The organism is Kosakonia sp. ML.JS2a, from assembly GCF_025642095.1.
Lineage (GTDB): Bacteria > Pseudomonadota > Gammaproteobacteria > Enterobacterales > Enterobacteriaceae.
This window is the reverse complement of record NZ_CP106754.1, coordinates 640,238-656,869: the sequence shown is the minus strand read 5'-3', so window position 1 is coordinate 656,869 and position 16,632 is coordinate 640,238. Positions and strand designations below refer to the sequence as shown.

Here is a 16,632-nt window from a genome sequence, read left to right as displayed (position 1 = left end):
ATGGAATTGCAACGTCCGTTTCTGCGCTGGCTGGTGATGAGCATCTGCGCGCTGGCGCTGTTCAGCGTGATGTTTTTCGCCTGGACTGCATTGCAGGATCGCGAGTCCACGCTGGCGATTCGCCCGGCAACGCAGAACGTCAGCGTTCCGGATGGGTTCTCCATCTGGCATCATCTTGACGCTAACGGCATTCACTTTAAAAGCATTACCCCCGACAACGACACCCTACTGATTAAGTTTGAGTCCAGCGCGCAAAGCGCCGCGGCAAAAGCCGTACTGGATCGTACATTACCCCACGGTTACATCATCGCCGCACAGGACGATGACGCCAGCCAGACTTCCGCCTGGCTCACCCGCCTGCGCAACAGCACGCATCGATTCGGCTGATCCTTCCAGGATTCTGAATCTTTTCACTCACTTTGGTGTTATCCGTTAACTTAACTATGCTTGAGTAGACGGAACCAGGGTTCACTTTTTGTCACTGGATGCTGGCGTAACGACCGTTTCGCCGGCCAACAATGGAAGGTTTCGACTATGAATTACCGCATCGCACTGGCTCTGACCCTTCTTTCTCTGAGTGCAGTTTCTCAGGCCGCGACGCCATGTCAGGAGAAGGAACAGGAGATCCAGCGAGAAATCAGCTATGCCGAAAAGCATAACAATCAGAGCCGGATTGACGGTCTGAACAAAGCACTGCGCGAAGTGCGCGCAAGCTGTTCTGACAGCAAGCTACGCGCTGCCCATCAGAAAAAAATCGCTGAACAGAAAGAAGAGATTGCACAACGTCGTCGGGAACTGACCGGGGCGAAGCAAAAAGGCGATGCGGACAAAATAAGCAAACGTGAACACAAGCTGAAAGAGGCACAGGAACAACTGAAAGCCCTGGAAGCGCGTGACTACTGAATGAAGGAAATAACCACTCACTCACCTGGAGAGAACTATGTCGAAAGATAATGCTGACCATCTGCGCGCTGAGTTGAAATCCCTGGCGGATACCCTGGAAGAAGTGCTGAGCAATTCCGGGGAAAAATCGAAAGAAGAGCTGAGTAAGTTACGCAGTAAAGCTGAACAGGCGCTGCGTGACAGCCGCCATCGTCTTGGCGAAACCGGCGATGCGCTCGCCCGTCAAACCCGTGAAGCGGCCGCCCGTACTGATGAATACGTACGCGAAAACCCGTGGGCCAGCGTGGGTATCGGCGCAGCAGTCGGCGTGGTGTTGGGCGTCCTGTTGACGCGTCGCTGATATGACGGAGCCACGAAACGCGCAGGGGCCTGGCAAAAGCGCGCTGGGGATTGGTCAGCGTATTCTGACCATCCTTGTTGAAATGGTTGAGACCCGTCTGCGGCTGGCGGTTGTCGAGCTGGAAGAAGAGAAAGCCAATTTATTCCAGTTGCTGCTGATGCTGGGGCTGACCATGCTGTTTGCCGCATTTGGCCTGATGAGCCTGATGGTGCTGATAATCTGGGCCATCGATCCGCAATATCGTCTGAACGCGATGATTGCAACCACCGTGGTGTTGCTGGTGCTGGCGCTCATTGGCGGCATCTGGACGCTGCGTAAAGCGCGTGCTTCTACGCTGCTGCGCCATACCCGGCAGGAGCTGGCGAACGACCGCGCCTTGCTGGAGGATGACAAACCGTGAGCAACAAAGCGGAACGCCTGAAGCGCAAAGCACGCTTGCTCAGTGAGATCCAGCAACAACGTCTGGATCTCACCGCCGGACGCCGGGACTGGCTGGAAGCCACCAGCGCCTACGATCGCGGCTGGAACGTGCTGCTAAGCCTGCGCTCTTGGGCGCTGGTGGGTAGCGGCGCAATGGCTATCTGGTCTGTTCGTCATCCCAACAGGCTGGTGCGCTGGGCCAAACGCGGTCTGAGCGCCTGGAGCCTGTGGCGACTGGTTAAAGCAACGCTTAACGCGCCGCGATAACTCCCCTCCTGACAGGCGATGGCTGCACATCGCCTGCCTCTCTGTTCTCTTACTCAGTTTTTTTGAAAAATTTCGACAGTTTTCCTTGCTAACAATCCGCCACCGTCGCGATTAATATCCTCTCCATCGACAGCAAGCACGCGGCATCCGCCGGTAATTGCACAAAATTTACTTACAGCCGCTATTGTGGTTCCCTGGAGAGAAAGATGAAAAAATTAGAAGATGTTGGTTTTCTGGTTGCGCGTATCCTGATGCCGATTCTGTTTATTACCGCTGGCTGGGGCAAAATCACCGGTTACGCAGGTACTCAGCAATACATGGAAGCCATGGGCGTTCCGGGGTTCTTCCTGCCGCTGACCATTCTGCTTGAGTTCGGTGGCGGTCTGGCGATCCTGTTCGGTTTCCTGACCCGCACCACTGCACTGTTTACTGCCGGCTTCACGCTGCTGACCGCATTTATCTTCCATAGCAACTTTGCGGAAGGCATGAACTCGCTGATGTTTATGAAAAACCTGAGTATCGCTGGCGGCTTCCTGCTGCTGGGCATCACTGGTCCGGGCGCCATCAGCATCGACCGCGTGCTGAATAAAAAATGGTAAGCGCTCTATACTGAAAAGTACCAACACAGCAAAGCGAGGGGTTTACTCCTCGCTTTTGCTATCTGAAGGAGAAGCAAAATGGGACAACTGATTGACGGCGTCTGGCATGACACCTGGTATGACACGCAATCCACCGGCGGCAAATTCAAACGCTCTGTTTCCGCATTTCGCAACTGGCTGACCGCCGATGGCGCGCCAGGGCCTTCTGGTGAAGGTGGCTTCGCTGCTGAGAAAGAGAGATACCACTTGTACGTTTCTCTCGCCTGCCCGTGGGCGCACCGCACGCTGATCCTGCGCAAGTTAAAAGGACTTGAGCCGTTTATTTCCGTCTCCGTGGTTAACCCGTTGATGCTGGAAAATGGCTGGACCTTTGATGATGATTTCCCGGCCGCCACCGGCGACACGCTGTATCAGCATGAATTTCTCTACCAGCTCTATCTGCATGCCGACCCCCACTATAGTGGACGCGTTACCGTACCGGTGCTGTGGGACAAGCAGCGTCACACCATCGTCAGCAATGAATCTGCGGAAATCATCCGCATGTTTAACACCGCCTTTGACGGACTGGGCGCGGAAGCAGGCGATTACTATCCGCCAGAATTACGCAGCCAGATCGACGAGCTGAATGGCTGGATCTACGATAACGTCAACAATGGCGTCTATAAAGCGGGCTTCGCCACCAGCCAGCAGGCGTATGACGACGCCGTGGTAAATGTGTTTAACGCACTGGAGCGACTGGAACAGATCCTCGGTCGGCACCGTTATCTGACCGGCGACCGCCTGACAGAAGCGGATATTCGCCTGTGGACTACGCTGGTGCGCTTTGATCCGGTGTACGTCACCCATTTTAAATGCGACAAACACCGCATTAACGACTATCTCAACCTGCACGGTTTTCTGCGCGATATTTATCAGATGCCGGGTATAGCGGAAACCGTCGATTTTGATCACATCCGCCATCATTACTTCCGTAGCCACAAAACCATCAACCCGACCGGGATTATCTCTATCGGCCCGTGGCAAAACTTAGATGAACCCCATGGCCGGGACCGTCGTTTCGGTTGATCCTTCAGGCGCGTCACGGCGCGCCTGAAAATTTGTTTCCGCGCTTACCCGTTTCTCTTTTTGCCGTCTATTCTTACAGTGATCGCTTAGAAAACAACGAATTGACCGTTGACCGAGGTGGAGAATGGACTGGTATTTTAAAGTGCTTAGTAACTACGCCACGTTCAGCGGGCGCGCGCATCGCCGCGAATTCTGGATGTTCACGCTGGTCAATCTCATTCTCTTTGGCGTACTGCATGTTGTGGACAGGATCATCGGCTGGCACACATTAAGCCTGCTTTATGAGCTGCTGGTACTGGTGCCGTCACTTGCTGTTCAGGTCCGCCGTTTACACGATACCGACCGTAGCTGGCGCTGGTTGTTGCTGTTGTTCTTCCCGGTGATTGGCTGGCTGGCGCTGCTGGCGTTCTACAGCCAACACGGAACGCCCCAGGAGAACCGTTTCGGGCCGGAACCCAAACTCTTCGCCTGAATGTGACCGCGGCGCCCCCGGCAAAACGGTCACTTATTTACCGGCAAACAGTTTCGGGATTTCGCGCAAACACCAGGCTTTACCTTCGCCCATGCTGTCGCGCCGCCAGGCCATAATAATGTCCACCTGGCTGGTGTATTCCGGGCTCACCACCCGCAAACGCCCTTCCGCAATATCCTGCTCCACCAGCGGGTAAGGCATGGTCGCCACACCCAGCCCGGCCAGCAGCGCCTGGCGTTTGTCCTCAATGGTGCTTACCGTCAGCCTTGGCTGTTTATCCAGCAATTGCACCGTCAGTACAGGACGCTCGCGGGCGGTGTCCGCCACCGCGACGCCACGGTATTTCACGCGCGTCACTTCCGACAACGGCTCTGGCTCATGGTGAATGGGGTGATCTGGCGCGGCAACGTACACATTCATCACCGAGTACAGCTTGCGCGAGTTGATTTCGGATGACGATCGAAAGTGCATATCCGGGGCGACAACGATATCCGCCCGTCCCTGCTCCAGCCGCTCCCACGCCCCTGCCAGCACTTCAGTGATAATAGACAGTTGCGTGTTGGCCTTCGCCGCCAGACGATCCACCAGCGGGAACAGCTCAACCGTCGGCACCAGTGCTTCCGTCACCAGCGTCAGGTGCGTTTCCCAACCGCGCGCCAGCGCTTCGGCATCGGTAGTGAGTTTGTCTGCGGCTTCTAACAGCACGCGGCCACGCTCCAGCAACATGCGCCCGACGTTGGTGAATTTTGTCCGGTGCCCGGAGCGGTCAAACAGCACCACATCCAGCTCTTCTTCCAGTTTCTGCATGGTGTAGCTCAGCGCGGAGGGAACGCGCCCCAGCTCATCCGCCGCCGCCGCGAAGCTCCCGCGCCGATCAATTGCATCCATTACGCGCAGCGCTTCCAGCGTAAGTGCCCTTTCTTTCGCCATTTTTGTTCTCATTCAGGAAATTTGAACATACCGGGCAGAATATCTGGCTAACAATGAAGCGTCCATACCTTTAACATTGTTTTAAGTAAAGAGAGGTCAATAACTATGATTACTACCCGTACAGCAAAACAATGCGGACAAGCTGACTTCGGCTGGCTTCAGGCCCGCTACACTTTTTCTTTTGGACACTACTTTGACCCGAAACTTCTGGGCTATGCCTCACTGCGTGTATTAAACCAGGAAGTCCTCGCCCCGGGCGCGTCTTTCCAGCCGCGCACCTACCCGAAGGTGGATATTCTGAACCTGATTCTGGAAGGCGAAGCCGAATATCGCGACAGCGAAGGCAACCATGTCCAGGCGAAAGCGGGCGAAGCACTGCTGATTGCCACCCAGCCCGGCATCAGCTACAGCGAACATAACCTGAGCAAAGATAAGTCGTTAACGCGTATGCAGTTATGGCTTGATGCCTGCCCGGAACGGGAAAACCCGCCGGTGCAGAAAGTCATGATCACCTCGCGACCACAACAATTGCTGGCCTCGCCGGATGGCAGCCAGGAGAGTTTGCAACTGCGTCAGCAGGTTTGGCTGCACCATATCGAGATGGAAAAAGGCGAAGAGCTGAGTATTCAGTTACATGGCCCGCGGGCATATTTGCAGTCCATTCACGGGACAGTGCATGCGGTAACGCACTGCGAAGCGAAGGAAGCCCTGACCTGCGGTGACGGCGCGTTTATTCGTGACGAGGCTAACATAACACTGGTTGCCGATACGCCTTTACGTGCATTACTGATAGATTTACCGGTGTGATAGTTGCGTTACGCAGGTAAGTCAATGAACAGAAATAGCAAAAGTACCCTATCAGAAAGTGCGCAATCCTCCTCCCACGATGCCGCCCGCGCGTTTGGGTTTGAAGAGATGTTGACGGAGCTGGAAGCCATTGTCGCCGAAGCCGAAATCCGGCTGGCGGAAGAGGAAGCCACAGCCTGACTGACCGCCCCGGTGCTCGCCGGGGCATCTCCCTGTTGATATTCCCTCCCCTTTCTTCATTTCGCTATATACAAAAATATATAACGATGATGGAATAGGCTCGCTTACAGAGATAAAGGAGAAAAGGGATGCAGCTATACATGTTTTATCTTGGCGGTAACGCAGGAAAATCAAACATCGAAGTGCACGATATTCAGTTTGTCGCCGCACGCGATCCCAAAGAGGCCTGGCCTGCGCTGCGGGAAGCCTGGTATGGCGATAAAGACAAAGTGCACATCGACGGCTATGCCAGCATTAACTGGGCTGATGGCTACCGTATTACGCTGGTTGCGGAAAAACCGCCAGCCAGCGCGCCCCGTCTGTTCTTTGTCAATGCCGGCGCTTATCACCCTGAAACGCTTGCCGAACTGCACGCGTTTGATCTTTTCGTTGCCACTGACGCTGTGCAGGCCAAAGCAAAGGCGCTTGCCAGTCTGTTAACCGGCGCGCTGCAACAGCATAAAGATAACCTGAAAGAGGTGGATGACTGCCTGCTGCTGGAAAAAATCGGCGATTTGTACATCCACCTGACGCCCGATGACAGCGGCACACATTTCACACCAGAATGGCAGGGCTATCAGCCTATTGGCCTCTGATCGGCGCGCATTAAAACGCCGGGACGACACTCCGCTGCGCGCGGAACTCTCCCGGTGTCATGGCAAAGCGCTGTTTGAACGCCGCAATAAATGCGCTGACATTCTCATAACCGCACTGTTCAGCCGTTTCGCTAACCGATGCCCCCTTAAGCAACCAGCCCATCGCAGCAAGGATCCGGGTCTGCTGCCGCCACTGGCTGAAACACAGACCGGTTTGCTGACTGAACAACCGGCTTAATGTGCGGGTACTCATGCCGAAGGTCGACGCCAGTTGTGCCTGAGAAAGCGGACTGTGCGGCTCGAGCAACAGATACTCTGCAACCTGCCTTGCCCGCCGATCATCCGGAAGCGGCAGTTGCAGCGGTGCAGCGGGCGCGTGATGGATTTCGTCACGCATCACCGCCAGCAAATGTTGCTGGCGGTGGCCTTCACTGCCCGTCATCCTCTCCATCAGCAACAGTAAAAACGGATCGGCAGGCCAGACGCCCGCCTGCGCGGATAAAGCGTCCCCGTCAAGCTGCATACTGATCCCATCGATGTCGCCCACGGTCCAGGCGCTGTGGCGCATATGTGCTGGAAACCAGCCGATAGTCGCTGGCGTCAGCGCCCACTGCACATGCTCGGTCTGCACAATCATCATGCCCCGCTGGATGCAAAACAGCTGTCCGGTCGCATGCTGGTGCCACTCGGTTTTGTGTCGGCTTTGGTGTGTAAGTCGCTCACTGTGCACAATCAACATGGCTGATTCACCGTATTTAATGGCTTATTACGGTTAATATACCGCCAGCCGGTGGCGATATCCTCTGCTCATCACAACCAACGAGGAAAAAACGATGTCAGATGCCACTCAGCGCGTTACCCAAGCATTGCAGGCCATTGTCTGCAATCCGGAACATGATGAAGCCAAAATCCGTGAGTTCTTTTCGCCGCAGTATCGCCAGTATGTAGACGGGGAATCGCTGGACTTCCGCGGTTTTGTTGAACATATGGCAAAGCTTAAACAGCTGGCAGAGTCGATTGAGGTGACGATGGTCGCCATTGCCGGTCAACATCAGGATGTTCTCACCCACCACCACGTGGCGGTGAGTAAGAAAGGAGGCGGGGTATCACATGTCGACGTCCTGGCGCATTTTACGCTACAGGACGGGATGATTATCCGCTGTGAGGAGTTGACGCGATTAATACAGGGCGCAGCGGAAGATAGTTCACTGGGCCACATCCGGTGACAGCACGACGAGCTTACGCGCGGTAACATCGCGGACGAAACGCCGCAGGATCTCCGCTGCACCGGGAGCCGGGAGAACCCCGGCCACTAAGCTGTCGGCATCGACGCCCTCTTTTTCAATATTCGCCCGGTTCAGACGCAGCAGATCGGTGGCGATTTCGGGTGTCATTTCCGGGTGGAACTGCACGGAGACGGCACGGGGTCCATACCGAACAATTTGGTGGTTATCGTGCAGAGATGAAGCCAGCACCGAAGCGCCTTCCGGCAGCCGGGTAACGGTTTGCCGGTGCGTCAGATGAGCCGGAAATGTCGCCGGCAAATGGCTGAGTAACGGATCGTTTACCGCCGCCGCATTTAAATAGACAGTCTGCGTTCCGGCTTCCCGACCTTTGGGATGATACTCAACATCGCCGCCCAGCGCCCAGGCCATCAACTGGTGGCCATAACAGACGCCAAACAGCGGCATATCTACCGCCACAGCGTCGCGGATCCATTCTGCGGTTTTCTCGCTCCAGGGTAGCCGGTCCGAAACCATCGCCCAGGAACCGGTAATGATGGCTGCCCGGCTAACATCCGGTGGAGGCAGCGTTTCGCCTTCAAATACGCGCACCACATCCACATCATCCGGCGAGCAGCCGATAGCCTGGCAAAACCAGTCCGGGATATCACCATGAACGTCACGCAGAGGCTCAGGCGCAGTCCCCACCTGAATAATGATTAATGATTTTTGTTCCATGACAGCAGCAGCTCCCGTAGCGGTAGTGGCGATATTTCATGAACATGGTAGCGCTTTTTTCGCTCAGCCAACGGGCTAATTATTTATATGTTAGAAGCAATGCAGATTAAGTGGAGCAGAAAGCAAGACGCCCACAGGCGTTATCCTGTGGGCGTCTTTATAATAGTCGAAACTGACCGGTGAGCCGCGTTCTTTCCCGCAGAAAGCAAAAACCCGCCGAAGCGGGTTTTTACCTGGAAAATTGAAGCTGACCGATAAGCCGCGTTCTTTCATAGAAAGCGGAGTGGACAGTCATTCATTCTCTGCTCCGCAGAAAGCAAGACGCCCACAGGAGTTATCCTGCGGGCGTCTTTATAAGGGTCGAAACTGACCGATAAGCCGGGTTCTGTCGTGGACAGTCATTCATCTAGGCCAGCAATCGCTCACTGGCTCAAGCAGCCTACCCGGGTTCAGTACGGGCCGTACCTTGTGAACCCCTATTTGGCCTTGCTCCGGGTGGAGTTTACCGTGCCGCGAACTGTTGCCAGACGCGCGGTGCGCTCTTACCGCACCCTTTCACCCTTACCTGATCCCGCTTGCGCGGGCCATCGGCGGTTTGCTCTCTGTTGCACTGGTCGTAGGCTTGCGCCTCCCAGGCGTTACCTGGCACCCTGCCCTATGGAGCCCGGACTTTCCTCCCCTTCGCCCGTCTCCCCCGAAGGAGGACTGCAACGAAGCGGCGACTGTCTGGTCAGCTTCGGCGCGCAGTATAGAGGGTTTGCGCGCGCCTGTCACCCTTCCGTCAACATTCCGACCTGCAAGGTGGCGGCAATGTTGCGTGAAGCGCGATAAATATTGTCAAATGCGCCGCGGAACGCCTCTTCCAGCGTACTGATACTGGTCAGCACGCTGAACACCGCATCAATCCCATACTGATGCACAACGCCGACATCGCTGGTCAGGCTACCGGCAATGCCGATAACCGGCTTATGGTATTTTTTGGCAACGTGCGCAACACCCACCGGCACTTTACCGTGGATGCTCTGGCTGTCGATACGACCTTCGCCCGTCACCACCAGCGTGCAATCGTGGATATGCTCTTCGAGATTCAGCGCCTGGGTGACAATCTCAATACCACTGCGCAGTTCCGCGCCGAGGAACGCCATCAGCGCAGCCCCCATGCCGCCTGCCGCACCGGAACCGGGCACATTTTTCACATCCACATGCAGACATGTTTTGATCACATCAGCAAAGTGACCGAGGTTGCGATCCAGTTCGACGATCAACGCTTCGGTCGCACCTTTCTGCGGCCCAAAAATGCGCGATGCGCCTTTCTCGCCCGTTAAGGGATTTGTTACATCGCAGGCAACGCGCAGGATGCAATTTTTCAGCCGCGGATCCAACCCGGAAATATCAATGGCGTTAAGGCTTATCAGACTACCGCCGCCGTAACCTATTTCCGTGCCGTTGGCGTCGGTCAGTCTGGCGCCCAATGCCTGCACCATACCCGCGCCGCCATCGTTCGTGGCGCTGCCGCCGATGCCAATAATAATGTTTGTCGCCCCATGCTCCAGCGCCTGCAAAATAAGTTCCCCGGTGCCGCGCGACGTGGTAATCAAAGGATTACGTAATTCTGGAGGGACAAGCGCCAGTCCACTGGCGGCCGCCATTTCGATAAACGCCGTTTCGCCATCGCCAGACATTCCCCAGCAGGCCTCAACGTTCTCACCCAATGGGCCGGTCACGTTCGCTGTGTGAACAGTGCCTTGCGTGGCGGCAATCATGGCTTCAACCGTACCTTCACCGCCATCCGCGACCGGAACTGAAACGTACTGAGCATCGGGGAAAATTTCCCGAAATCCTTTTTCTATCGCCTGAGCTACCTCAGAGGCAGAAAGGCTTTCTTTGTAAGAGTCTGGGGCGATTACGATTTTCATAATTGTTAGCCTGAAAGTGCCGCGCAAACCAGGCACTTCATCCCCCAGGCTCGGGCAATACGAGGCCCGTCAACAACCTGAAAGATGCTGATGTAAAAGAGATCAAGGGCGCCATTACGCGCCCCTTCTTGTTAACGAGTGACTTCGATTTTCGCCAGTTTCTCGTAGTAGCAAGCAATCGCGCTGTGGTCAGCATTACCCAGACCATCCGCACGCAATGCCTGCATCATTTCCATCACGGCAGCCGTCAGCGGCAGTTGCGCGCCCACACCATGAGAAGTATCCAGCGCGTTAGCGAGATCTTTGATATGCAGATCGATACGGAAACCCGGTTTGAAGTTGCGATCCATCACCATCGGCGCTTTCGCTTCCAGCACGGTGCTGCCCGCCAGACCGCCGCGAATCGCCTGGAATACCAGATCCGGGTTCACGCCTGCTTTGGTTGCCAGGGTCAGCGCTTCAGACATCGCAGCAATGTTCAGCGCCACGATCACCTGGTTTGCCAGTTTGGTTACGTTGCCCGCACCGATATCACCGGTGTGCACCACAGAACCGGCCATGGCTTTCAGTAGATCGTAATATTTGTCGAAAATCGCTTTATCGCCGCCCACCATCACTGACAGGGTGCCATCAATAGCTTTCGGTTCGCCGCCGCTCACCGGCGCATCCAGCATATCAATGCCTTTCGCTTTCAGCGCGTCGCTAATTTCACGGCTTGCCAGCGGAGCGATAGAGCTCATGTCGATCAGCACAGTACCGGCTTTCGCACCTTCAATGATGCCACCTTCACCCAGCGCCACTTCTTTTACATGCGGGGAGTTAGGCAGCATGGTGATTACCACATCACACTGTTCAGCAACGGCTTTCGCGCTGGTAGCGGCTTCTGCGCCTGCGGCAATCACTTCGGCAACCGCGTCCTGGTTACGGTCCACGACCACCAGTGAGTAACCTGCTTTAATGAGGTTTTTACTCATTGGTTTACCCATGATGCCCAGGCCAATGAAACCAACTTTCATCGTCATAATTGCGTCTCTCTCTCTTTAATGGTGGTTTGGTTATTTCTTAAAGGTGTCGGCCAGTTTCTGCGTAGCCGAACGGAACACGCCCAAATCGCTACCGACAGCAACCACGGTCGCGCCCCATTCCAGGTAACGACGCGCGTCCGCTTCAACCGGCGCCAGGATGCCGCTCGGTTTGTTGTGCGCTTTGGCGCGGGCAAAAATGTGCTGAATAGTGCGTTGAACTTCCGGGTGTGCAGCGTTGCCGATATAGCCCAGAGTCGCAGCCAGATCGCTCGGCCCCACAAACACACCGTCTACGCCGTCGGTAGACAGAATGGCGTCCAGGTTATCCACGCCCGCCTGGCTTTCAATCTGCACCAGGATAGAGATATTGGCGTTAGACTGGCGGAAGTAATCCGGTACGGTGCCGAACATATTGGCGCGATGAGATACAGACACCCCGCGAATACCTTCCGGAGGATAACGGGTCGCAGCGACAGCGTTCACCGCTTCTTCTTCCGTTTCCACGAACGGGATTAGGAAGTTGTAGAAACCGATGTCCAGCAGGCGTTTAATCACCACCGGATCGTTAGTCGGCACACGCACCACCGGTGCGCTGACGCTGCCTTTTAATGCCATTAATTGCGGTACAAAAGTGAGCACGTCGTTAGGGGCGTGTTCGCCGTCCAGAAGCAGCCAGTCAAAGCCTGCCAGGCCCAGAACTTCAGTGCTGATATGACTACCCAGCGCAGACCAACAACCGATTTGAATCTGTTGAGCCGCCAGCGCGGCTTTGAATTTGTTTGGGAAGATATCGTTATTCATCTTTTGTACCTTAATGAGTTGTTGCTTATTTCTTCAGTTCCATACGTTTGATGTCGCCAACCACAAACAGGTAGCAGACCATCATCATCAGCGCTGAACAGCCAACGAACACCAACGCACCGTTGAAAGAATGCAACTCTTTAACCATGTATCCGATGACCAGCGGCGTTACGATAGACGCCACGTTACCGAACACGTTGAATACACCGCCGCACAGCCCAACAATTTCTTTCGGCGCGACGTCGGAAATGACCGGCCAGCCCAGCGCGCCAAAGCCCTTACCGAAGAACGCGAGCGCCATCAGTGCGACAACCAGTGTTGTGCTATCGGTGTAGTTACACAGAATGATGCTTGAAGCCAGTAACATGCCGACAACGATAGGGAATTTACGCGCCACGGTCAGGGTGGAGCCACGTTTGATCAGATAGTCAGAAAACAGCCCGCCCAACACGCCACCGGCAAAACCGCACAGTGCCGGAATAGAAGCGACAAACCCCACTTTCAGAATCGACATGCCCTTTTCCTGCACCAGGTAAATCGGGAACCATGTCAGGAAGAACCAGGTAATGGTGTTCAGGAAGTATTGCCCGAAGAACACGCCGAGCATCATGCGGTTGCACAGCAACTGCTTGATGTAATCCATTTTAGGACCCGCGTTTTTGCTGTCGTCCGTTTTTTTATGGTCCATATCCACAACGGCGCCATTTTTCTCGATGTACTCCAGCTCTTCGCGGGTCATACGAGGATGGTCAGTCGGGTTATGCACAAATTTCACCCAGGCGAACGTCAGCACAAAACCGATCACGCCCATCACGGTAAACACATGTTCCCAACCCCAGGCAAATGTCAGCCAGCCCAGCAGCGGCGAGAACAGCGCCAGTGAGAAGTACTGCGCAGAGTTAAAAATCGCCGAGGCAGTACCGCGCTCTTTTGCCGGGAACCAGGCCGCCACGATGCGGGCGTTCGCCGGGAATGAAGGTGCTTCAGAGAAGCCCAGCATAAAGCGCATGAAAAACATGGAAATCCCGGCCCATGCAATCGGGAAGATGTCGACGAAACCTTGCAGGAAGGTAAAGAGCGACCAGAAAAACAAACTGTAGGTGTAGACTTTTTTCGAGCCGAAGCGGTCGAGCAGCCAGCCGCCCGGGATCTGCATCAGCAGATAAGCCCAGCCAAAAGCGGAAAAGATGTAGCCCATCGACACAGAATCAAGCTGCAGCTCTTTCGCCACTTCTGTTCCGGCGATAGAAAGCGTCGCGCGATCGGCATAGTTAACTGCTGTGACAATAAATATAATCAGCAGAATTAAATAACGGGTGGGTAAACCCCGTTTTGTCTCGACGGTATGTTCAATAGTCATTTTAATTTCCTCGGGCACCGCTAACTTTTAAAATATAATTATATTTGCTGTTTATTATCCGATTTTATTTAAGCACTCGAAACTTAATATCAGATAATTGGCACTTCGATTTTATAGCCCTCAGTATAATCAGCGACATGATGCCACACACTGGTGGGTTGCTCAATTTTAACATTGACCAGAAAGATTATTTTGAGCATATGCACATAAGCCTGGGCGCTGATGCACAGATCTTGCAATATCCAGCCCCGCCACACGGGGAATCGCGAAAATAAGTGATTTAGATCACATTTTAATATTTGAACTCCTGACATTCTTATTTCAGCAAACAAGATTTTTATTTCTGATATTTATTCCAGAATAAAGAATTGGTTCCTCTCTTTGAGTAATGCATCGTATAGTTAGCTGGAGATTACTTGACAATGTCCGACATTGAAATTAGACAGCAATCGCCTGGGGCGTTTTATATTAAGGTACACGACACTGATAATGTCGCTATCATCGTTAATGACAATGGCTTAAAGGCGGGTACGCGTTTTCCGGACGGTCTCGAGCTGGTTGAGCATATTCCTCAAGGCCATAAAGTCGCCCTCGTCGATATCCCGCATCATGGCGAAATCGTGCGTTATGGTGAAGTCATTGGTTACGCCGTACGCGATATTCCTCGTGGTAGCTGGATTGATGAGTCCATGGTCGAGCTGCCAAAAGCACCACCGCTGAACACGCTGCCGCTGGCGACCAAAGTGCCAGAGCCGTTGCCGCCGCTGGAAGGTTACACCTTTGAAGGTTACCGCAATGCAGACGGCAGCGTCGGCACCAAAAACCTGCTCGGCCTGACCACCAGCGTGCACTGCGTTGCCGGGGTGGTGGATTATGTCGTGAAGATTATCGAACGCGACCTGCTGCCGAAATACCCGAACGTCGACGGCGTGGTCGGCCTGAACCACTTATACGGCTGCGGCGTGGCGATCAACGCACCGGCGGCAGTGATCCCGATTCGCACCATCCATAACATCTCCCTGAACCCGAACTTCGGCGGCGAAGTGATGGTGATTGGTCTGGGTTGCGAAAAATTGCAGCCAGAACGCCTGCTGCAAGGTACTGAAGATGTGCAGTCTATTCCGGTGGATAGCGCCAGCATTGTGCGTCTGCAAGACGAGCATCACGTTGGCTTCCGTTCCATGGTTGACGATATTTTGCAGGTTGCAGAACGCCATCTGGCGAAACTCAACCAGCGTAAACGTGAAACCTGCCCGGCCTCTGAACTGGTTGTCGGTATGCAGTGCGGCGGCAGCGACGCCTTCTCCGGCGTCACGGCAAACCCGGCAGTCGGTTATGCATCTGATCTGCTGATCCGTTGCGGCGGCACCGTGATGTTTTCTGAAGTGACCGAAGTCCGCGATGCGATCCACTTGTTGACGCCGCGCGCCATCAACGAAGAAGTGGGCAAACGTCTGCTGGAAGAGATGGCCTGGTACGATAACTACCTGGACATGGGTAAAACCGACCGCAGCGCCAACCCTTCTCCGGGGAACAAAAAAGGCGGTCTGGCAAACGTGGTGGAAAAAGCACTGGGCTCGATTGCCAAATCCGGTAAGAGCGCCATTTCTGAAGTGCTCTCTCCTGGCCAGCGCCCGACCAAACGCGGCCTGATTTACGCGGCAACCCCGGCGAGCGACTTCGTTTGCGGGACGCAACAGGTTGCATCCGGCATCACCGTTCAGGTGTTCACCACCGGTCGTGGTACCCCTTACGGCCTGGTGGCTGTACCGGTTATCAAAATGGCGACCCGTACTGAACTGGCAAACCGTTGGTTCGACCTGATGGATATCAACGCCGGCACCATCGCCACGGGCGAAGAGACTATCGAGGATGTGGGCTGGAAGCTGTTCCACTTTATCCTTGATGTGGCCAGCGGCCGGAAGAAAACCTTCTCCGATCAGTGGGGTCTTCACAACCAGCTGGCGGTGTTTAACCCGGCTCCGGTGACCTGATTTTTATAAAAAAGTTGTAAACCTCAACCTTAAGCATGGCTCCGGCCATGCTTTTTTTTGTTGTAATAAACCGCAATGACTATTGGCCTTGATTATCCAGCGCGTATTTATACAGCGCATTTTTCTTCACGCCGTGGATTTCTGCGGCCAGCGCGGCAGCCTTTTTCAGCGGCAATTCCGCTTGCAGCAACGCCAGCGTGCGCAGCGCATCGGCGGGAAGTTCGTCTTCCTGCGCTTTATGGCCTTCCACAATTAACACCATTTCGCCTTTGCGACGGTTTTCGTCTTCTTTGACCCACGCCAGTAACTCACCAACCGGCAAGCCCTGAATGGTTTCCCAGGTTTTGGTCAGTTCACGCGCCAACACCACATAACGGGATTCGCCCCAGACGGCGACCATATCTTCCAGGCTTTCCAGCAAACGGTGGGTGGATTCATAAAAAATCAGCGTACGGCTTTCTGTTTCCAGTGCTTTTAACGTATCGCGGCGGCCCTTTGATTTGGCGGGCAGAAAACCTTCATAGCAGAAACGGTCCGATGGCAGTCCCGCCGCGCTTAGCGCTGCAATGGCCGCGCAAGGCCCCGGAAGAGGGACAACGCGAATACCGGCTTCCCGGCAGGTACGCACCAGGTGATAGCCCGGATCGTTAATCAGCGGCGTACCGGCATCCGACACCAATGCGATGTTCTGCCCCTCTCTCAGTTTCGCCACTAGCGTGTCGGCTTTTTGTTGCTCATTGTGATCGTGCAGCGCAAACAAACGGGCGTTAATGGCGAAGTGCTGGAGCAATAAACCGGTGTGACGAGTATCCTCAGCCGCAATTAAATCAACGGCTTGCAACACAGTCAGCGCACGTTGAGTAATATCAGCCAAATTCCCGATGGGAGTAGGTACAATATAGAGCTGACCCTGAGAATTCTCCGCCGATTCGTGTTGTTTCATTGTTTCATCCGTAT

21 protein-coding genes and 1 other RNA gene are annotated in these 16,632 nt (G+C 54.6%); 13 read left to right on the top strand and 9 right to left on the bottom strand.

Annotated elements, in window-relative coordinates; genetic code table 11:
* The 8 genes from mzrA to N7922_RS03135 all read left to right on the top strand — a co-directional run bounded on the left by mzrA (nucleotide 1) and on the right by N7922_RS03135 (nucleotide 4,066).
* Entirely contained in the window at nucleotides 1-387 is a 387-nt protein-coding gene (gene mzrA / locus N7922_RS03170) for an EnvZ/OmpR regulon moderator MzrA (RefSeq protein ID WP_263099200.1), read from the top strand.
* A 147-nt stretch (nucleotides 388-534) separates the two neighbouring features.
* On the top strand, nucleotides 535-903 hold the full coding sequence (locus N7922_RS03165; protein WP_263099199.1) for a DUF1090 domain-containing protein: 369 nt from the start codon (nucleotides 535-537) through the stop codon (nucleotides 901-903).
* 37 nt (nucleotides 904-940) lie between these two features.
* On the top strand, nucleotides 941-1,243 hold the full coding sequence (locus N7922_RS03160; RefSeq protein WP_263099198.1) for a YqjD family protein: 303 nt from the start codon (nucleotides 941-943) through the stop codon (nucleotides 1,241-1,243).
* A 1-nt stretch (nucleotide 1,244) separates the two neighbouring features.
* Entirely contained in the window at nucleotides 1,245-1,643 is a 399-nt protein-coding gene (locus tag N7922_RS03155; RefSeq protein WP_263099197.1) for a phage holin family protein, read from the top strand.
* Nucleotides 1,640-1,930: a YqjK-like family protein gene (locus N7922_RS03150; RefSeq protein ID WP_263099196.1), complete on the top strand. Its 291-nt coding sequence runs from the start codon at nucleotides 1,640-1,642 to the stop codon at nucleotides 1,928-1,930. The genes N7922_RS03155 and N7922_RS03150 overlap by 4 nt, the downstream gene beginning before the upstream one ends.
* Nucleotides 1,931-2,136: 206 nt before the next feature.
* The gene (locus N7922_RS03145; RefSeq protein ID WP_263099195.1) at nucleotides 2,137-2,529 is read left to right on the top strand and encodes a DoxX family protein; all 393 of its coding nucleotides are present in this window, start codon (nucleotides 2,137-2,139) and stop codon (nucleotides 2,527-2,529) included.
* A 78-nt stretch (nucleotides 2,530-2,607) separates the two neighbouring features.
* On the top strand, nucleotides 2,608-3,594 hold the full coding sequence (locus N7922_RS03140; protein ID WP_263099194.1) for a glutathione S-transferase family protein: 987 nt from the start codon (nucleotides 2,608-2,610) through the stop codon (nucleotides 3,592-3,594).
* A 124-nt stretch (nucleotides 3,595-3,718) separates the two neighbouring features.
* On the top strand, nucleotides 3,719-4,066 hold the full coding sequence (locus N7922_RS03135) for a DUF805 domain-containing protein (protein ID WP_263099193.1): 348 nt from the start codon (nucleotides 3,719-3,721) through the stop codon (nucleotides 4,064-4,066).
* 33 nt (nucleotides 4,067-4,099) lie between these two features.
* Here N7922_RS03135 and N7922_RS03130 read toward each other — a convergent pair whose 3' ends face one another.
* Nucleotides 4,100-4,996 carry a LysR family transcriptional regulator gene (locus tag N7922_RS03130; RefSeq protein ID WP_061493051.1) on the bottom strand — a complete coding sequence of 299 codons (897 nt, stop codon included), beginning with the start codon at nucleotides 4,994-4,996 and terminating at the stop codon, nucleotides 4,100-4,102.
* A 105-nt stretch (nucleotides 4,997-5,101) separates the two neighbouring features.
* On the opposite strand from N7922_RS03130, the gene N7922_RS03125 reads away from it, so the two are divergent.
* From N7922_RS03125 to N7922_RS03115, 3 genes are all read left to right on the top strand, one after another.
* On the top strand, nucleotides 5,102-5,803 hold the full coding sequence (locus N7922_RS03125) for a pirin family protein (RefSeq protein WP_263099192.1): 702 nt from the start codon (nucleotides 5,102-5,104) through the stop codon (nucleotides 5,801-5,803).
* Between the two features lie 24 nt (nucleotides 5,804-5,827).
* Nucleotides 5,828-5,983: a hypothetical protein gene (locus N7922_RS03120; protein WP_263099191.1), complete on the top strand. Its 156-nt coding sequence runs from the start codon at nucleotides 5,828-5,830 to the stop codon at nucleotides 5,981-5,983.
* Between the two features lie 128 nt (nucleotides 5,984-6,111).
* Nucleotides 6,112-6,618 (top strand): DUF1543 domain-containing protein, encoded by a 507-nt coding sequence (locus tag N7922_RS03115; RefSeq protein WP_263099190.1) that lies wholly within the window; start codon nucleotides 6,112-6,114, stop codon nucleotides 6,616-6,618.
* A 10-nt stretch (nucleotides 6,619-6,628) separates the two neighbouring features.
* Here N7922_RS03115 and N7922_RS03110 read toward each other — a convergent pair whose 3' ends face one another.
* On the bottom strand, nucleotides 6,629-7,357 hold the full coding sequence (locus N7922_RS03110; RefSeq protein WP_263099189.1) for a helix-turn-helix transcriptional regulator: 729 nt from the start codon (nucleotides 7,355-7,357) through the stop codon (nucleotides 6,629-6,631).
* 94 nt (nucleotides 7,358-7,451) lie between these two features.
* Here N7922_RS03110 and N7922_RS03105 point away from each other — a divergent pair, with 94 nt between their 5' ends.
* Entirely contained in the window at nucleotides 7,452-7,844 is a 393-nt protein-coding gene (locus tag N7922_RS03105; RefSeq protein ID WP_263099188.1) for a nuclear transport factor 2 family protein, read from the top strand.
* Here N7922_RS03105 and N7922_RS03100 read toward each other — a convergent pair.
* The 6 genes from N7922_RS03100 to N7922_RS03075 all read right to left on the bottom strand — a co-directional run bounded on the left by N7922_RS03100 (nucleotide 7,824) and on the right by N7922_RS03075 (nucleotide 13,681).
* Nucleotides 7,824-8,579, bottom strand: a complete 756-nt coding sequence (locus N7922_RS03100) for a glutamine amidotransferase (protein WP_263099187.1) — start codon at nucleotides 8,577-8,579, stop codon at nucleotides 7,824-7,826. The genes N7922_RS03105 and N7922_RS03100 overlap by 21 nt on opposite strands.
* A gap of 358 nt (nucleotides 8,580-8,937) precedes the next feature.
* An RNA gene (gene rnpB, locus N7922_RS03095) (RNase P RNA component class A) lies at nucleotides 8,938-9,317 on the bottom strand.
* 32 nt (nucleotides 9,318-9,349) lie between these two features.
* Nucleotides 9,350-10,495, bottom strand: a complete 1,146-nt coding sequence (gene garK / locus N7922_RS03090) for a glycerate 2-kinase (protein WP_263099186.1) — start codon at nucleotides 10,493-10,495, stop codon at nucleotides 9,350-9,352.
* Nucleotides 10,496-10,626: 131 nt separating this feature from the next.
* Nucleotides 10,627-11,517 carry a 2-hydroxy-3-oxopropionate reductase gene (garR, locus tag N7922_RS03085; RefSeq protein ID WP_263099185.1) on the bottom strand — a complete coding sequence of 297 codons (891 nt, stop codon included), beginning with the start codon at nucleotides 11,515-11,517 and terminating at the stop codon, nucleotides 10,627-10,629.
* A 33-nt stretch (nucleotides 11,518-11,550) separates the two neighbouring features.
* Nucleotides 11,551-12,321, bottom strand: a complete 771-nt coding sequence (gene garL / locus N7922_RS03080) for a 2-dehydro-3-deoxyglucarate aldolase (protein WP_263099184.1) — start codon at nucleotides 12,319-12,321, stop codon at nucleotides 11,551-11,553.
* 25 nt (nucleotides 12,322-12,346) lie between these two features.
* Nucleotides 12,347-13,681, bottom strand: a complete 1,335-nt coding sequence (locus N7922_RS03075; RefSeq protein ID WP_263099183.1) for an MFS transporter — start codon at nucleotides 13,679-13,681, stop codon at nucleotides 12,347-12,349.
* Nucleotides 13,682-14,103: 422 nt separating this feature from the next.
* On the opposite strand from N7922_RS03075, the gene garD reads away from it, so the two are divergent.
* Nucleotides 14,104-15,675, top strand: coding sequence for a galactarate dehydratase (garD, locus tag N7922_RS03070; RefSeq protein WP_263099182.1), 1,572 nt, complete (start codon nucleotides 14,104-14,106; stop codon nucleotides 15,673-15,675).
* 79 nt (nucleotides 15,676-15,754) lie between these two features.
* Here the strand turns inward: garD and rsmI are convergent, their stop codons facing one another.
* Nucleotides 15,755-16,618, bottom strand: coding sequence for a 16S rRNA (cytidine(1402)-2'-O)-methyltransferase (rsmI, locus tag N7922_RS03065; RefSeq protein ID WP_263099181.1), 864 nt, complete (start codon nucleotides 16,616-16,618; stop codon nucleotides 15,755-15,757).
* Between the last annotated feature and the right edge of the window lie 14 nt (nucleotides 16,619-16,632).

Excerpts from the sequence above, each read along its gene's own strand:
- mzrA (WP_263099200.1), top strand. The coding sequence starts at position 1 with ATGGAATTGCAACGTCCGTTTCTGCGCTGGCTGGTGATGAGCATCTGC.
- N7922_RS03165 (WP_263099199.1), top strand. The coding sequence starts at position 535 with ATGAATTACCGCATCGCACTGGCTCTGACCCTTCTTTCTCTGAGTGCA.
- N7922_RS03160 (WP_263099198.1), top strand. The coding sequence starts at position 941 with ATGTCGAAAGATAATGCTGACCATCTGCGCGCTGAGTTGAAATCCCTG.
- N7922_RS03155 (WP_263099197.1), top strand. The coding sequence starts at position 1,245 with ATGACGGAGCCACGAAACGCGCAGGGGCCTGGCAAAAGCGCGCTGGGG.
- N7922_RS03145 (WP_263099195.1), top strand. The coding sequence starts at position 2,137 with ATGAAAAAATTAGAAGATGTTGGTTTTCTGGTTGCGCGTATCCTGATG.
- N7922_RS03140 (WP_263099194.1), top strand. The coding sequence starts at position 2,608 with ATGGGACAACTGATTGACGGCGTCTGGCATGACACCTGGTATGACACG.
- N7922_RS03135 (WP_263099193.1), top strand. The coding sequence starts at position 3,719 with ATGGACTGGTATTTTAAAGTGCTTAGTAACTACGCCACGTTCAGCGGG.
- N7922_RS03130 (WP_061493051.1), bottom strand. The coding sequence starts at position 4,996 with ATGGCGAAAGAAAGGGCACTTACGCTGGAAGCGCTGCGCGTAATGGAT.
- N7922_RS03125 (WP_263099192.1), top strand. The coding sequence starts at position 5,102 with ATGATTACTACCCGTACAGCAAAACAATGCGGACAAGCTGACTTCGGC.
- N7922_RS03120 (WP_263099191.1), top strand. The coding sequence starts at position 5,828 with ATGAACAGAAATAGCAAAAGTACCCTATCAGAAAGTGCGCAATCCTCC.
- N7922_RS03115 (WP_263099190.1), top strand. The coding sequence starts at position 6,112 with ATGCAGCTATACATGTTTTATCTTGGCGGTAACGCAGGAAAATCAAAC.
- N7922_RS03110 (WP_263099189.1), bottom strand. The coding sequence starts at position 7,357 with ATGTTGATTGTGCACAGTGAGCGACTTACACACCAAAGCCGACACAAA.
- N7922_RS03105 (WP_263099188.1), top strand. The coding sequence starts at position 7,452 with ATGTCAGATGCCACTCAGCGCGTTACCCAAGCATTGCAGGCCATTGTC.
- N7922_RS03100 (WP_263099187.1), bottom strand. The coding sequence starts at position 8,579 with ATGGAACAAAAATCATTAATCATTATTCAGGTGGGGACTGCGCCTGAG.
- garK (WP_263099186.1), bottom strand. The coding sequence starts at position 10,495 with ATGAAAATCGTAATCGCCCCAGACTCTTACAAAGAAAGCCTTTCTGCC.
- garR (WP_263099185.1), bottom strand. The coding sequence starts at position 11,517 with ATGACGATGAAAGTTGGTTTCATTGGCCTGGGCATCATGGGTAAACCA.
- garL (WP_263099184.1), bottom strand. The coding sequence starts at position 12,321 with ATGAATAACGATATCTTCCCAAACAAATTCAAAGCCGCGCTGGCGGCT.
- N7922_RS03075 (WP_263099183.1), bottom strand. The coding sequence starts at position 13,681 with ATGACTATTGAACATACCGTCGAGACAAAACGGGGTTTACCCACCCGT.
- garD (WP_263099182.1), top strand. The coding sequence starts at position 14,104 with ATGTCCGACATTGAAATTAGACAGCAATCGCCTGGGGCGTTTTATATT.
- rsmI (WP_263099181.1), bottom strand. The coding sequence starts at position 16,618 with ATGAAACAACACGAATCGGCGGAGAATTCTCAGGGTCAGCTCTATATT.